At 71.0% G+C, this 13,334-nt stretch carries 16 protein-coding genes; 5 read left to right on the top strand and 11 right to left on the bottom strand.

Annotated features, from left to right (window positions below):
- Positions 1-181 precede the first annotated feature (181 nt).
- Positions 182-685 (bottom strand): FxLYD domain-containing protein, encoded by a 504-nt coding sequence (locus AB0E14_RS37445; protein ID WP_362429234.1) that lies wholly within the window; start codon positions 683-685, stop codon positions 182-184.
- 257 nt (positions 686-942) lie between these two features.
- Between AB0E14_RS37445 and AB0E14_RS37440 the strand changes: the two genes are divergently transcribed.
- The 3 genes from AB0E14_RS37440 (at position 943) to AB0E14_RS37430 (ending at position 3,798) form a co-directional block, all read left to right on the top strand.
- On the top strand, positions 943-1,821 hold the full coding sequence (locus AB0E14_RS37440; RefSeq protein WP_362429231.1) for a DUF4394 domain-containing protein: 879 nt from the start codon (positions 943-945) through the stop codon (positions 1,819-1,821).
- Positions 1,822-1,980: 159 nt separating this feature from the next.
- On the top strand, positions 1,981-2,970 hold the full coding sequence (locus AB0E14_RS37435) for a hypothetical protein (protein WP_362429228.1): 990 nt from the start codon (positions 1,981-1,983) through the stop codon (positions 2,968-2,970).
- A 96-nt stretch (positions 2,971-3,066) separates the two neighbouring features.
- A complete protein-coding gene (locus AB0E14_RS37430) occupies positions 3,067-3,798 on the top strand; it encodes a class F sortase (RefSeq protein ID WP_362429225.1) in 732 nt (243 codons plus the stop codon).
- Here the strand turns inward: AB0E14_RS37430 and AB0E14_RS37425 are convergent.
- Both AB0E14_RS37425 and AB0E14_RS37420 read right to left on the bottom strand, forming a co-directional pair.
- Positions 3,795-4,685: a hypothetical protein gene (locus tag AB0E14_RS37425; protein WP_362429222.1), complete on the bottom strand. Its 891-nt coding sequence runs from the start codon at positions 4,683-4,685 to the stop codon at positions 3,795-3,797. The two genes, AB0E14_RS37430 and AB0E14_RS37425, sit on opposite strands and share 4 nt — an antisense overlap.
- 249 nt (positions 4,686-4,934) lie before the next feature.
- A complete protein-coding gene (locus AB0E14_RS37420; RefSeq protein ID WP_362429219.1) occupies positions 4,935-5,159 on the bottom strand; it encodes a hypothetical protein in 225 nt (74 codons plus the stop codon).
- Between the two features lie 115 nt (positions 5,160-5,274).
- On the opposite strand from AB0E14_RS37420, the gene AB0E14_RS37415 reads away from it, so the two are divergent.
- Together AB0E14_RS37415 and AB0E14_RS37410 are read left to right on the top strand one after the other, a co-directional pair.
- A complete protein-coding gene (locus AB0E14_RS37415; protein ID WP_362429216.1) occupies positions 5,275-6,117 on the top strand; it encodes a helix-turn-helix transcriptional regulator in 843 nt (280 codons plus the stop codon).
- Positions 6,089-6,319: a DUF397 domain-containing protein gene (locus tag AB0E14_RS37410; RefSeq protein ID WP_362429213.1), complete on the top strand. Its 231-nt coding sequence runs from the start codon at positions 6,089-6,091 to the stop codon at positions 6,317-6,319. Before AB0E14_RS37415 ends, AB0E14_RS37410 begins: the two co-directional genes overlap by 29 nt.
- Here AB0E14_RS37410 and AB0E14_RS37405 read toward each other — a convergent pair.
- The 8 genes from AB0E14_RS37405 to AB0E14_RS37370 form a co-directional block, all read right to left on the bottom strand.
- Positions 6,302-7,972 (bottom strand): serine/threonine-protein kinase, encoded by a 1,671-nt coding sequence (locus AB0E14_RS37405; RefSeq protein WP_362429210.1) that lies wholly within the window; start codon positions 7,970-7,972, stop codon positions 6,302-6,304. The genes AB0E14_RS37410 and AB0E14_RS37405 overlap by 18 nt on opposite strands.
- A 134-nt stretch (positions 7,973-8,106) precedes the next feature.
- Positions 8,107-9,030: a VOC family protein gene (locus tag AB0E14_RS37400; RefSeq protein WP_362429206.1), complete on the bottom strand. Its 924-nt coding sequence runs from the start codon at positions 9,028-9,030 to the stop codon at positions 8,107-8,109.
- Positions 9,031-9,051: 21 nt separating this feature from the next.
- On the bottom strand, positions 9,052-10,038 hold the full coding sequence (locus tag AB0E14_RS37395; protein ID WP_362429203.1) for a sigma-70 family RNA polymerase sigma factor: 987 nt from the start codon (positions 10,036-10,038) through the stop codon (positions 9,052-9,054).
- 27 nt (positions 10,039-10,065) lie between these two features.
- Positions 10,066-11,322: an FAD-dependent oxidoreductase gene (locus tag AB0E14_RS37390; RefSeq protein ID WP_362429200.1), complete on the bottom strand. Its 1,257-nt coding sequence runs from the start codon at positions 11,320-11,322 to the stop codon at positions 10,066-10,068.
- 127 nt (positions 11,323-11,449) lie between these two features.
- Entirely contained in the window at positions 11,450-12,070 is a 621-nt protein-coding gene (locus AB0E14_RS37385) for a LysE family translocator (RefSeq protein WP_362429197.1), read from the bottom strand.
- Between the two features lie 56 nt (positions 12,071-12,126).
- The gene (locus AB0E14_RS37380) at positions 12,127-12,447 is read right to left on the bottom strand and encodes a hypothetical protein (RefSeq protein ID WP_362429237.1); all 321 of its coding nucleotides are present in this window, start codon (positions 12,445-12,447) and stop codon (positions 12,127-12,129) included.
- Between the two features lie 103 nt (positions 12,448-12,550).
- Positions 12,551-12,829 (bottom strand): hypothetical protein, encoded by a 279-nt coding sequence (locus AB0E14_RS37375; protein WP_362429194.1) that lies wholly within the window; start codon positions 12,827-12,829, stop codon positions 12,551-12,553.
- Between the two features lie 20 nt (positions 12,830-12,849).
- Complete coding sequence (locus tag AB0E14_RS37370; RefSeq protein ID WP_362429191.1) at positions 12,850-13,200, bottom strand: hypothetical protein; 351 nt, start codon at positions 13,198-13,200, stop codon at positions 12,850-12,852.
- Between the last annotated feature and the right edge of the window lie 134 nt (positions 13,201-13,334).

Below are 13,334 nucleotides of genomic sequence, written 5' to 3'. Positions count from 1 at the left end.
CGCCGCGTTGCCGAAACGCCCCGATAGCTCCGCTATCGAGACGCTCCGGCGCCTTGCGATGCACCGCACCAGACGCCGCGGCCTGTCCGGCCCTGATCCACCGGACAGGCCCTAGGGCCTTTCGTTCGAATCAGGCCGGGCCGGCCGGTGCCCCCTCCCGCTGACCGCCACCGCCATGCGCTCAGCGGGAGGCGAAGCGGGTGACGTCCGTGATCCGGCAGCTGATCTCGACCGTGACCTGGTCGAGCGACTGGGCCGTCACCTTCGACTGCTGGCCGGGCGCGACGTCGTTGGTCGTCGCGTACGCCTCGCTCAGGCGCGTGTTCGCGGCGTCGACGAACTCGACCTGGACCGTGTAGGTGCTGGCTTTGCTGGACCGGTTGGTGATCAGCAGCTCCGCGCTCGGCCACTTCGTCACCGAGTCCACCTCGCACGAGGTGATCCGCACGTCGCCCCGGGGCCCGTTCTCCTCCTGCGGTGTGGCCGGACTCGTCGGGGTCCTGCGCTCCGGCTCGTCCTCCCCGACGGTCAGCGTGACGGCGGCGACCAGCGCGACGGCCACGGCGATCAGGCCCAGGCACGAGAACCCGATGATCTTTCCCGTGCTGCGCGTACGGCGAGGAGGCTCGCCTCCACCACCCGGATGCGGCTGACCCCAGCCGGGCTGGGACTGCTGATGCGACATGGTGAAAGGGTTCGGCCGGACCTCCCGGCCCGCATCCGGACTGCTCCGAACGGTCCAGGCCGGGCCGTCGCCCGGTGCCGGCTGTTGGTACGAGAGGTTCCGGATCCGTTGGCCCGAGTGGGGCGGGGTAGTAGGACTTTTGTGGTTTAGATGGGTGTTTGTGCTCTTTCGGCCCGTCTGGACCGAGGGCCGGCTCCGAAGGGTCGGTGGACTCGCCTCACGCCGAGCGCGGGCCATGAACCGATCGGAGAACCCTCGTGCGTAGTCGTCCTGTCGCTGTCGCTGTCGCTGCCCTCGCCGTGTGCGGCTCCGTCCTGGCCCCCGGTCTGGCTTCGGCGGACTCGGAGGGTGCGGACACGTTCGCGTCCCGTCACGCGCGGCACTCCGGACTGGTCAGCGTAGGCCTCACCTCCGACCAGCGCCTCGTCGGCTTCGAGACCGCCGACCCGACCGACACCTGGTCCTTCGGCCGGATCCAGGGCCTGACCGGGGACAACAAGCTCGTCGGCATCGACTTCCGCGTCCAGAACGGCAAGCTCTACGGCGTCGGCGACCGGGGCGGCGTCTACACGGTCGACAGCGACGCCAAGGCCGTCAAGGTCTCGCAGCTGACCGTGGGCCTGCAGGGGCGCCACTTCGGCGTCGACTTCAACCCCGCCGCCAACCGACTGCGCGTCGTCTCCGACACGGGTCAGAACCTGCGCCACAACATCGACGACCCGGCCGCACCGGGGACCACCACCGCGGACGGGGCCCTGACCAACCCCACGATGCCGCCCTCCACCGCTCTCGGGGTCACCGGTGCCGCCTACACCAACAACGACCTCAACGCGGCCACCGCGACCACCCTCTTCGACATCGACACCGCAAACGACCGCGTCTCCCTGCAGTCGCCGGCCAACGCGGGCACCCTCGCTCCCACCGGCACCCTCGGAGTGGACGCCGGCCCGTCCGCAGGATTCGACATCTACTACAAGGCCTCCCACGGCTCCAACCACGGCTTCGCCGCCCTGACCACCAGCGGCAAGCAGCGCTTCTACAAGGTCGATGCACTCACGGGACGCGCCACCCTCGTCGGCGCCTTCCCCGCCGCCCACCAGGTCGTCGACGTCGCCCTCCCCCTCGACCAGCGCTGACCCATCGTCATCTGGAGGGGCCGTGTCCTGGCCGCCCATCACGGATGCACTATCTCAAGTGGTGGGCAGGCAGGCGGGAGCTGACGGTGGAACATGTCGACCCGGTCGAGAAGCCGACGCCCAGTCAGCCGTCGCGGTCGACGGAAGGAAGAGACACCGATGCGCTCTGCCCGCATTCTGTTCGCAGCCACTGCCGCCGCCGGCGCGCTGGCCCTCGCCGCACCCGGGGCCCACGCGACCACCACGGGTGACTGGGACAAGGACGACTCCTCCCACAGCCAGAAGCACGACAAGCCGAAGGGCGGCATGCACACCGGCTCCGGTGCTCTGTCGCTGACCGGCGAAGACCACTGGGACAAGGACAAGAAGGACCACCACAAGAAGGACCACGACAAGCCGAAGGGTGGCATGCACACCGGCTCCGGCGCCCTCTCCCTCGTCAACGCCGACGACTGGTCCAAGGACAAGGACAAGGAGTGGAAGGACAAGGGCAAGGAGAACGGCTGGAGCCACGACAAGCCGAAGGGTGGCATGCACACCGGCTCCGGCGCCCTCTCCCTCGTCAACGCCGACGACTGGTCCAAGGACAAGGACAAGGAGTGGAAGGACAAGGGCAAGGAGAACGGCTGGAGCCACGACAAGCCGAAGGGTGGCATGCACACCGGCTCCGGCGCCCTCTCCCTCGTCAACGCCGACGACTGGTCCAAGGACAAGGACAAGGAGTGGAAGGACAAGGGCAAGGAGAACGGCTGGAGCCACGACAAGCCGAAGGGCGGCATGCACACGGGCTCCGGCGCCCTCTCCCTCGTCAACGCCGACGACTGGTCCAAGGACAAGGACAAGGAGTGGAAGGACAAGGGCAAGGAGAACGGCTGGAGCCACGACAAGCCGAAGGGCGGCATGCACACGGGCTCCGGCGCCCTCTCCCTCGTCAACGCCGACGACTGGTCCAAGGACAAGGACAAGGAGTGGAAGGACAAGGGCAAGGAGAACGGCTGGAGCCACGACAAGCCGAAGGGCGGCATGCACACCGGCGGCGGCGGTCTCGCGAGCAGCGGTACGAGCATGACCGGCGGTCTCGTGCTCGCGGGCGGTCTGGCGGCGTACGCCCTCTACCGCCGTAAGAAGGCAGTCGGCACCGCTGCCTGAGTTGTCACTGACGCGGGAGCACCTGCCCCAGGTGGTCCCGCGTCAGGTTTCGTCGCCCCATCCGGCCAGCCGCCACACTGTCGAAAGGTGCACCCGGTGTCGAACCGGCCAGACTCCTCCCCGGGTACGCCCCGCCCCCGGCGCATCCGGCGATGGGTGATCGCCACCGCCTTCTGGACCCTCCTGCTCTCCTCGCTCGTGCTCCTCTTCGGCCCTGGCCTGCCCGGATCGGGCGGGAATCCCCCCGCCGACTCCGCCGGAGCCAAGCCGGGAAAGCCCGCGTCCGCGGCCACCCCCACTCTCTCACCCCGGGACCACCGACCGGCTCGGCCGACGCATCCGACGATGCCGCGGTCGGCCCCGACCCGCCTGACGATCCCCAAGATCGGGGTCAACGCCCCGTTCACCGGGCTCGCGATCGGCCCCTCCGGCGCACTCGACCCTCCGCCCGCGGACGATACGAACCTGGTCGGCTGGCAGACCGACGGAATCTCACCGGGTGAACGGGGCACCGCGGTCATCGCAGGACACCTCGACACCGCGACCTCCCCGGCCGTCTTCGCACGGCTCTCCGAACTCGTCCCCAGGGACCAGTTCGAAGTCAGGCGCGCCGACGGTACGACCGCCGTCTTCGTGGTCGACTCGGTGGAGAGCTTCAGCAAGGACGACTTCCCCGACGAGCGCGTCTACGCCGACACACCCGCCGCGCTCGTCCGCCTGATCACCTGCGCCGGCGCCTACGACCGCACGGCCAGGGACTACACCGAGAACCTCGTCGTCTTCGCCCACCTCGACGAGCGCGCTCTTGACAAGACACCGGCGGCCTAGAGGCGCTTCCGCAGGGCCGCGCGGGCGAGAGCGGGCCCGCTCGGTGCGGGCGCGGGTGAACGAGGACCGGTGGGGGAGGCCGGGTGGCACGTCGGGCATCGGTCCTCGTCCGCCAAGGGCCGGAACAGGTACGCCTGTCCATGCCGCCCGCTCTCGCATTCGCGCAGGCCGGTGACCCGGGGCGCCGGAAGCGGTGGAGGCGGCGGGGCGACCGGGGGCACCTCGCGGAGGATGTACCGCAGCAGCCCGCCCGGCCGGTGGATGGGACTGCCCCGGCCGGGCAGGCAGCGGGCGATGGACTCCTGTACGGCATCGGCCAGATGCCCTGCCTCCAGCCAGCGGGCCGCGAGGCCCGCCAACTCCGGGACCATCGCGCGCGGGACGCGCAACCGGGGGTCGAGGGCGGTCAACTCGTCGACGAGCCGATGTGCCTCGGGCGCCTCGGGCGGGGGAGGGGTGGAGGTGTTCCCTTCGGGGGTTTTCTCTGGATGACGGCCGACGGCCCGACCGGTCGGCTCACCGGCGGCCGGACGGGTGTCCGCCGGTGCGGAGTCGACCGGTGGGCGGGACCGCAGGGAGGCCGCCTCGGCGGCGCTGAGCGGCACGTTGGAGACGAGCTGACGCGTGGCCCACCGCCCGCCGGGCCCCTGCTCGCGCCACTCGTGGACGTAGCCGGCGAGCTTCAACTGCCCCTTGGCGCGAAGGAAGGCGACCTTACGGATGCCCGCCCGTTCGGCGGTCTTGGAGAGCGCCTCGTTGACGCCGTCGGGGAGCGAGAGCTGCCAGCAGAGCAGCCGTACGGCGTCGGCATTGAGGTCGCGGTGCCGGAGGATCTCGTGCGGGATCTGACTGAACCGCCGAGCCGGAGAGATAGCATGACGAAGCATTCCGGGTGCCTCTCGTGACACTCGAAGTGAAGGCCCTCGGCGCTGGCTGCAACCAGCTCGGGGGCCGCTTTTGTGCTCACCGTACAGCAGGATGAGTGACCGTACGGTCGCCTGCTGTGACGGAGCAGCGGGGGCAACGGCAGGGCGGGAAGCGCAGAATCGGTTCGACCGGCACGTGTTCCCGAAGGGGCGCGTACGTGCTGACCTCGGACCAGGTCCGCCCGCCGTCCCGGGAGACGCGCAGCCGCATCACCACTCGCCGCCGTACCGCTGCCGCTTCGCCCGCAGCCACTCCTGGATCTCCCGCGTCTCGCGCGGCGAGGCGGCGCGGAGGTCGTGGGCGCGGATCGTCGCCACGAAGTGCACGAACCGCACGCGCCGGTGCACTCCGTCGACCCCGATGACCTTGCCGGGGCCGTACACGTCGGTTCCGGTGTGCGCGACGAAGGCGCCGGGACCGTGGGGGGTTTGCATTGCTCGCGAGCCCTTTCGCTCTGTGTGTTGTTCCGGTCACACAGTGGCGTGGATCACGTTACGCTCGACAGGGGTTTGCACGTGACAACGCGAGCAGCACGTCGGGGAGTTGGCGATGGCGATCGAGGACAATCCGGTGTCGCGTCGAAAATACGGTGAAGAGCTGAAACGCCGAAGAGAAGCGGCGGGGCTCACGCAGGAGCAGCTGAGCGAGCGGACGATCATCTCGCGCACCCACCTGGCCCACATGGAAGCCGGCCGCCGCCGCCCAGGCATCGAGGACGCCCGCCGCCTGGACCGCGCGCTGAACCCGGGGGACGACTTCTTCGAGCGCTTCCTGCCGGTGCTGGACGGCAAGAAGGTGGCGGAGCACTTCGCGGAGGCGCTGGAGTTCGAGGGCCAGGCGACGACGATCCGGGTGTACGCGCAGACGCTGATTCCGGGCATCCTCCAGACCAGGGCGTACGCCGAGGACGTGCTGAGTTCCGGGTCCGCACGCAAGAGCGACGAGGAGCGTGACCAACTCGTCGTCACACGCATCGAGCGAGCGCGGATCCTCGACAACTTCGGCTCGCCGACGGTCTGGGCGATACTGGACGAGGCTGTCTTGCGCCGTGAAATCGGCGGTCCGGCGGTGATGTGCGAGGCGCTCCGGCACATCGTCCGCCTCGGGGAGAACCGCCGTATCCGGGTGCACGTCCTGCCGTTCAGCTCCGGCTATCACACGCTGCTTGAGGGTTTGGTGTCCCTGATGTGGTTCGAGGATCAGCCGCCGATCGCCTATGTCGAGGGCCTCAACACCGGTCGCGTGTGGGAAGAACCAGCCATGGTTCGGGCATGTCAGCTGGACTACGATCACGCTCTGGGCGACGCGCTCTCCCATCGCGAGTCGCTGACACTGATCAGGTCTGTAGCGGAGGAATACGAGCATGCGGCACGGAAACACCAGCATCCCTGACGCCTCGGTCCTCCCCGCGTGGCGCAAGTCCTCGTACAGCGGAGGCGAGAGCGGGGCCTGCCTCGAAGTCAACGACGCCGCCCGCCCCACCCACGTCCCCGTCCGGGACAGCAAGAACCCCACTGGCCCCGCCCTTCTCTTCCCCGCCCCCGCGTGGGCGGCGTTCGTGGACGGGGTGAAGGGGTCAGCTGGGCGTCGCTGACACGGCGGCTTCGGCGATCCTCCGGGCTTCCGATTCGCACGTGGATACGGGGTGACGGTTCCCGTCGAGCGCGACCCACAGCACGAGGTTGCCGTCGCGGACGTTCAGCGAGCAGTTCATCCTGTCGTTGGGTTGGTCCCACGATGCCTCGTCGGCGAAGTCGACGGTCGTGTCCGGGCGGGCAGGTGGTCCGGCGTCCCGGTCGAACTTCTCGTCCTGGAGGACTGTGCCGTTCTCGCCCCCTTCCTCCGTGCGCTGCACGGTCCATTGGACGATGGCGTGTGGGCGGGCGGCCCAGTTGATGGCGGGGTCGTCCCCGTCGTGCCACTCGCAGCGGCTTACATCAAAAGAGCCTGACCTCCCGTTGGCGTCCTGGCTGGTCAGGCGTTCGGGGAGGGGGAGCGACGGGGCGGCGTCCGCGCAGAGCGGTGTGCTGGCGTACTTGTCGGGCTCGCCGGTACTCGTGTTGCGCAGCAGCAGGTACGCACCGAATCCCGTCCCTGCCAGGGCGACCGCGCCGACCGTGGCGAGGGCGACCACCTTGCCGCGCCTGCGCGGGCGTGGCGTGGGCGTCGGGGGCGGCGGTGCGGCTGCCGCCGTGACGGTCTCGGCGTCTTGGTCGATGCCGTCAAGGCGCACCGGTTCGGTCTCGGGCCGTGGCTCGGGTTCGGGATCTGATTCTGGTTCGAGATCTGGTTCGAGATCTGGTTCGGACTGAGGCGACGCGGCGGATGTGCGCCGGGCACTGTCACCCTCGGCGCCCTCGCTCAGCAGCTCGTCCAGACGGTCCTTCTGGTCGGCGATCAGCCCGTGGACGGCGGGCGGCCACGGCCTGGTCGCGGGCCGCACCGGGCCCAGCAGGTCCCGTAGCTCCGCCAGGGCAGGTCGTGGGGCCGGGTCCTTCGTGAGGCAGCGGGCAACGATGGGACGTAGATCATCCGGCACGTCGTCGAGGTCGGGCTCGGTGTGGACGACGTTGTGGAGCGTCAGGAACATCGACGCGGCGGCGAACGGCGCGCGGCCCGTCGCCGCCAGGGCGAGGACCGAGCCGAGGGAGAAGACGTCGCTCGCCGGGGTGAGTTCCTTGCTCTCCGCCTGCTCGGGCGACATGAACGGGGGCGAGCCGATCGCCCAGCCCGTCTGCGTCAGCGCGGTCGACCCCTCCGGCTCGGCGGCCCGTGCGATACCGAAGTCGATGACGCGGACGCCGTCCTCGGCGAGCAGGATGTTCTCGGGCTTCAGGTCGCGGTGGATGAGGCCCACGCGGTGGATCTCGTCCAGGGCCGTCACCAGGCCCAGTGCCAGGCGGCGTACCGTCTCGGTCGGCAGCGGGCCGGTGGACTTCACGGCCGCACCCAGCGAAGGGCCGGCCACGAACACCGAGGCGAGCCATGGGAGCTCGGCGTCGGCGTCCGCGTCCATGACGGCGGCCGTGTACGCGCCCGAGACCTTGCGGGAGGCGGTGACCTCGCGGCGGAAACGGCTCCGGAAGCCGTCCTCGGCGGCGAACCGCTGGTGCACCTGCTTCACCGCCGCGAGGCGGCCGTCGGGAGCCGCGCCGAGGAAGACGCGGCCCATGCCGCCGCTGCCGAGTTCGGTCAGCAGACGGTACGGCCCGGCCTCCTTCGGCATGGACGCGTCGAGCGGCCTCATTCCGGTTCTCCCCCTCGGATCTCCCCTGAACGCGCGGTGATCCTATGGCCCTTGGCCCGCTGCCGTCCGGCGAGTGACCAAGTCACCACTGCTGATGGCGTGGAACCACGCGGCTCCGGGCTCCCCCGCCCCTGTCAGGCCTCCCGGAAGATCAGAGCTGCTCCCAGGGCCGCTTCGGCCGGGACGAAGAGTTCCCCACGGGCCGTCTCGCGTACGGGCAACCGACTCTCCGCGAGCAGCGCGCGCACTCGGGCGATGTCGGGGACCGTGACGGTGCAGGCGACAAGCGCCGGGAGCGCGGGCGGGTCCTCGCCCGGCAGCAGATCCGAGAGGTCGGACTCGGTCAGGAGGGTGACCGGCCCCCCTGCGGAGAGCGGCCGGCCCAGATATCGCTCGTACCGCTCGCGGACCAGAGGGAGTTGTCCGTCAGGAACGCACAGGACCGCCTCGACGAGGTCCTGGGCGCCGTTGGGGTGGTCGAGGTGACGGGTGTGCTGGAACTCCGGGTCCACGTCGGCGACGACGCCTACCCGGCCTTCCGGCGCACCATCGATCTCCAGGTAGCGGACAGGCTCCGTGCGCACGCCGTCGGGCGTCTCGACCGGTCGGCCGACGGTGTTCACCCCGCCGTGTCCGACGCCGGCAGCGGTGAGCCGCTTCGCCGCGCCGTCCACGTCCGGCGAGGAGAACATCAGGATGTGGAGCCCTTCGAAGCGATCACGCCATCCGGCAAGCTGAGCGCTGGTCGCCTCGATCCGCGAGAGCATCAGGGGAAGCTTCTCCACAGGCGCCTGGAGCGGAACGACCCGCGCGTCAGGGGGCAGGCCCGCCATGCTCCCTGGCTGCACCGGGGTCACCAACTCGACGAAGCTCCGGGAGAGGTCGGCGTGCGTGTTCGCCGCCCCGAGCGGCTCCGGCGCGGCGCCCGCACGGGGGGCCAACGCCGGGACGCTGGGCGGAGGAAGGCGAAATCCGAGCCTCCGGTAGAGCGCCATGGCCTGTGCCATGTCGCTGACGACGTGCCCGACGTGGTGTAACCGTGTGAGGTCGTGAGTCATGTCCTCACCGTAGGGCCGGTGTCACCACTCGGCCATGAGGGGTGTGTCCTCCTCGCGCCGGCGCCAGGCCTCGGTGAGGCGGGCGAGACGGGCCGGGGCGGCGATGCCGCGTACCGTCGCGATCCGGCCGTCGACGAGGTCGAAGGTCACCGAGCCGACGACCCGGTCGCCGTCCTGGTCGGGGAGCACGGCGAGGAGGGCGGGGGAGCCGTTGACCAGGGCGAAGTGCATGGCGGGTCGCCCGCCGACCAGGCGGTGCTTCGCGGGGGTCGACTTGAAGCCGGCCCGGGCCAGGGCGGCGATGCGCTCCGGGGTGTCGTACCGCAGCAGCTTCGTGGCCATGCCGCCCGCGCCGTCGGAGACCGCGGTCGCGTCGTCGGTGAGCAGCGCCACCAGTTGGTCGGTGCGGCCCGAGGTGGCGGCGGCGAGGAACTCCTCGACGATCCGGCGGGCGGCCGCCCGGTCGACCTCGCCGATACCGGGGCGACGGCGCGTGGTGGTGGTGACCCGGTTCCGGGCCCGGTGGAGGTGCTGCTGGCTCGCGGACTCGGTGATGTCGAGGATCTCGGCGATCTCGCCGTGGCTGTACGAGAACGCCTCGCGCAGGACGTAGACGGCCCGCTCGACAGGCGAGAGCCGCTCCATGAGGGTCAGTACGGCCAGGGAGACCGATTCGCGCTGCTCGAAGGTGTCGGCGGGGCCGAGCATCGGGTCGCCCTGCAGGAGCGGTTCGGGCAGCCAGTCGCCGGCGGCGCGTTCGCGGCGGGCCTGCGCCGAGCGGAGCCGGTCGAGGCACAGGTTGGTGACGACCTTGGTCAGCCAGGCCTCGGGCACGACGATCCGCTGCCGGTCCGCCGCCTGCCAGTGCAGGAAGGCGTCCTGCACGGCGTCCTCGGCGTCGGCGGCGGAGCCGAGCAGTCGGTACGCCAGCGAGGCCAGCCGGTTCCGGCCGGCCTCGAACGTGCTGGTGTCGAACGGGTCGGACGGGGTGGAGCCCGGGGAGTCCATGGAGGCCACCCTAGTGATCATGTGCACCTACGCGGCTGCCGTTCGGGCGGGAACGTCCGCCGACGCGGCCGTGGATGCGTCCGCCGGCGCGTGTGGAGGCGCTTGCGTCGCCGCGGCGGTGAGCCGGTGCGTGCGCGTGGGCAGGCCGAAGGTCGGGTGCTCGGTGGTCCAGAGCGACATCGCGAGGATCGCGGCCTTGAACCGGGCGGCCTTGCGGCCACTGAAGTGCTTCGGCTTCGCCCGCGCCTCCTCGTCGACGAACTGCATGATGCCGTCGCGCCGGCCGAGGCTGATGTGGTTGCCCACGTACTCCAGCTTGACGTTCGGGATCTCGCGCCCGGTCAGGCGCCCCACGATCGCCAGCATGGCCTGCCGGCCGGTGTAGCCGGCCGAGGCGCAGGACATCGGCAGGGGGCGGCCGTTGTCGCCGATGACGTGGACGCTGTCACCCGCGGCGTAGACGTTCGGGTGCGAGACCGACCGCATGGTGCGGTCGACGACGATCCGGCCGCTCTCCGTGACGTCGAGGCCGCTCGCGGCGGCGATCGGGTGGACCGCGAACCCGGCGGTCCACACCGTGGCGTCGGACAGCACGCTGGTGCCGTCGGCGCAGCGGACGCGCGTCGCTTCGACCGCCTCCACGGTGGTGTGTTCCCGGACGGTGATGCCGAGTCGGTCGCACGCGCGGCGCAGGTGGTCACGGGCGCCGTCGGAGAGCGCGGCGCCCAGCTCGCCGCGGGCGATCAGGGTCACCGACAGGCCGGGCCGGGACTCGGCGATCTCGGTGGCGGTCTCGATGCCGGTCAGCCCGTCGCCGACGACCACGACGCTCCGACCGGCGGCCGTGTCGGACCGGTCCAGGTGGTCGAGGCGCTCGCGCAGGCGCAGCGCCGAGGGGCGGCCTGCGACGTCGAAGGCGTGCTCGGTGAGGCCGGGGACGCCGTGGTCGGCGGTGTGGCTGCCGAGCGCGTACAGGAGGGTGTCGTAGCCGAGTTCGCCGCCGTCCTGGGGGTCGGTCAGGGTGACGACCTGGCGCGCGGGGTCGACGGCCGTGACACGGGCGAGGCGCAGCCGGATGCCCGTGCCCGCGAAGACGTCGGCGAGCCTCGGGGCCTCGACCTCCTGACCGGCCGCGAACTGGTGCATCCGCAGCCGCTGCACGAAGTCCGGCTCGGCGTTGACCACGGTGATCTCGGTGTCCGTGGGGGACAGCCGACGCGCCAGGTTCCCGGCGACGTAGGCCCCGGCGTAGCCGGCGCCGAGGACGACGATGCGGTGCTTCATGAGCTGCTCCCGTCGGTACGCACGCGCTCTGTGTGCGTGCTCTCTACGGGTTGAGCGGGACAGCGGCCCGATTCCTGACAGGACAAAGGTGTGACGTGGGTCACCCTCGCCGTGCCGGGTGGGCGCGTCAGCTCTCGACGGCCATCCGGATGCCGAGAAGGAGCAGCACACCGCCGGAGACCTGTTCGAGGCGCTGCCGCACCTTGGCTCGGGAGACGACCTTCCTCAGCCGGGCGACGAACCATACGTACAGCCCGTAGTAGCCGACCTCGAACACCGCCCAGACGGCCGCCAGGCCGATCATGGTGGCCAGATGGGGAGCGCCCGACGGCACGAACTGCGGCAGGAAGGACATCGCGAAGACCGCCGCCTTGGGGTTGGCGAGGTTGAGCAGCAGGCCCGAGCGGTACGCGCGCCACCCCGAGCGGACCGCCGCCGTCTCGTCGTGGACCGCCGCGTTCCCCGCCCGGCGGGCGTTCAGCAGCGCCTTCACGCCGAAGACGATCAGCACGACCGCGCCGACGATCCTCATGACGTCGTAGGCGAGCCGGGACGCCTCCAGGAGCGCCGTGAGGCCGAACGCGGCGGCGACACCCCAGATGAAGACACCGGTCTCGTTGCCCAGCACGGTGAGGAATCCGGCCCGCTTGCTGCGCAGCGACTGCTGGATGATCAGCATGGTGCTCGGGCCGGGTGAGGCCGCGATCAGGGTGCAGGCGCCGAGGAAGGCGAGGAGGGTTCCGAGCATCCGCTCATCGTGGGCCGCGGGGGCCGATCATGTCCACAGTCCGTCGCGGCGGCGTACTAGGCGGTCGCCGGACCGTCCAGGAGACGCAGCAGGACGTCGGCCTCGGCGCGCAGTCGGGCGGCCCGGTCGGCGTGGGCGGGCGCGGTCAGCTGTTCGGCGGCCTCCAGGCGCTCGGCGGCCTCGGCGCGGACCATCTCCGCCACCGTCTCCTCACTCAGCTCCTGCCGCACGGCCTCGGTGACGCCGACCCCCGAGGGCGACGCCTCGATGGCGGTGCCCCGCAGCTGTTCCTCGGTGGGAGTGACCGCCTCGGCGTTGTCGAGCGCGGCGAGCGTCGAACGCAGGGCGCTCACGGCGGGCTTGTCGCGGGCGCGCATCGCTTCGGGAAGGGCCTGACGCATGCGGAGACGGAGATCCATACGAGCGACCCTACGCGGAGGGCGGCCACCGATGTGCGCGATCGGGGACCAGCGATCAAGGTCACCAGGTCACCGCGAACAGGCGAAGTCCGTGGATCGCCGCGCCCGTTGTCGGAGGCCGCTCCCGTCGCCCGTGTCCTGCGCGGCTCGTGGCGTCACTCTCTCCCGCGCAGACGGGCCGCCGCGCCGGAGTGCGCCGAGGGCGGCCCTCGCTGTCGCCCGCGAGGACGTGGGTGGGCGGCGGGCCGGGGAGGCCGAGTTCGGCGGTGAGCGCGCGGGCGACGTCCGCGGACACGACGGCGGGGTCCCGGCTCCGGCCGGTCCATTGGGCGAGGGCCATGACACGTCCTTCCTGGGCGCTCAGGCCGACCCGGCGCGGGTGCGCAGCTCTTCGAGGCGGAGCAGCGCGGACTGCCGTTCGCCCTGGAAGCGGCCGACGCGGGCCTGGGTGAGCGCCGTCCAGTGCTCGACTGCCTCGCCCGCGTGGAAGAGCGCTTCGGTGAGACGGCCCTGCGCGGCCAGAGCGTCCCGCTCGCGGTCCGCGTCCTCGGCGTGCCGCAGCAGCGCCTGGGTGGGGTCCTCGGTCGAGGTCCGGGCGGCCTCGGCGCGGGCGACCTGGCGTCGGCGGCGGGCGACGCTCGCGTATCCGACCAGAGCGACCAGTCCGCCCGTGATACCGGCGGAGACAACCTTCATCAACAGATCATCCATGGCCGCAGTATGGATCGGCGGAGCATGGTTTTGGAGTTAGTTTCTAGAAAAATATTCGAGTTCTTGACCCGGACCTATACTCCCTCCATGGCAAAGCAGTCCCGTGGCGAGGCCACCGTCGAACGCCTCCTGGC

Origin of the sequence: Streptomyces sp. NPDC047981 (genome assembly GCF_040653315.1) — a bacterium.
GTDB lineage: Bacteria > Actinomycetota > Actinomycetes > Streptomycetales > Streptomycetaceae > Streptomyces.
Note: the sequence above shows the minus strand (reverse complement) of the source record. Positions and strands in the feature narration are given on the sequence as shown.

Excerpts from the sequence above, each read along its gene's own strand:
- AB0E14_RS37380 (WP_362429237.1), bottom strand. The coding sequence starts at position 12,447 with ATGCGCGCCCGCGACAAGCCCGCCGTGAGCGCCCTGCGTTCGACGCTC.
- AB0E14_RS37410 (WP_362429213.1), top strand. The coding sequence starts at position 6,089 with ATGCGGCACGGAAACACCAGCATCCCTGACGCCTCGGTCCTCCCCGCG.
- AB0E14_RS37375 (WP_362429194.1), bottom strand. The coding sequence starts at position 12,829 with ATGGCCCTCGCCCAATGGACCGGCCGGAGCCGGGACCCCGCCGTCGTG.
- AB0E14_RS37445 (WP_362429234.1), bottom strand. The coding sequence starts at position 685 with ATGTCGCATCAGCAGTCCCAGCCCGGCTGGGGTCAGCCGCATCCGGGT.
- AB0E14_RS37425 (WP_362429222.1), bottom strand. The coding sequence starts at position 4,685 with ATGCTTCGTCATGCTATCTCTCCGGCTCGGCGGTTCAGTCAGATCCCG.
- AB0E14_RS37415 (WP_362429216.1), top strand. The coding sequence starts at position 5,275 with ATGGCGATCGAGGACAATCCGGTGTCGCGTCGAAAATACGGTGAAGAG.
- AB0E14_RS37385 (WP_362429197.1), bottom strand. The coding sequence starts at position 12,070 with ATGCTCGGAACCCTCCTCGCCTTCCTCGGCGCCTGCACCCTGATCGCG.
- AB0E14_RS37400 (WP_362429206.1), bottom strand. The coding sequence starts at position 9,030 with ATGACTCACGACCTCACACGGTTACACCACGTCGGGCACGTCGTCAGC.
- AB0E14_RS37390 (WP_362429200.1), bottom strand. The coding sequence starts at position 11,322 with ATGAAGCACCGCATCGTCGTCCTCGGCGCCGGCTACGCCGGGGCCTAC.
- AB0E14_RS37420 (WP_362429219.1), bottom strand. The coding sequence starts at position 5,159 with ATGCAAACCCCCCACGGTCCCGGCGCCTTCGTCGCGCACACCGGAACC.
- AB0E14_RS37395 (WP_362429203.1), bottom strand. The coding sequence starts at position 10,038 with ATGGACTCCCCGGGCTCCACCCCGTCCGACCCGTTCGACACCAGCACG.
- AB0E14_RS37405 (WP_362429210.1), bottom strand. The coding sequence starts at position 7,972 with ATGAGGCCGCTCGACGCGTCCATGCCGAAGGAGGCCGGGCCGTACCGT.
- AB0E14_RS37370 (WP_362429191.1), bottom strand. The coding sequence starts at position 13,200 with ATGGATGATCTGTTGATGAAGGTTGTCTCCGCCGGTATCACGGGCGGA.
- AB0E14_RS37435 (WP_362429228.1), top strand. The coding sequence starts at position 1,981 with ATGCGCTCTGCCCGCATTCTGTTCGCAGCCACTGCCGCCGCCGGCGCG.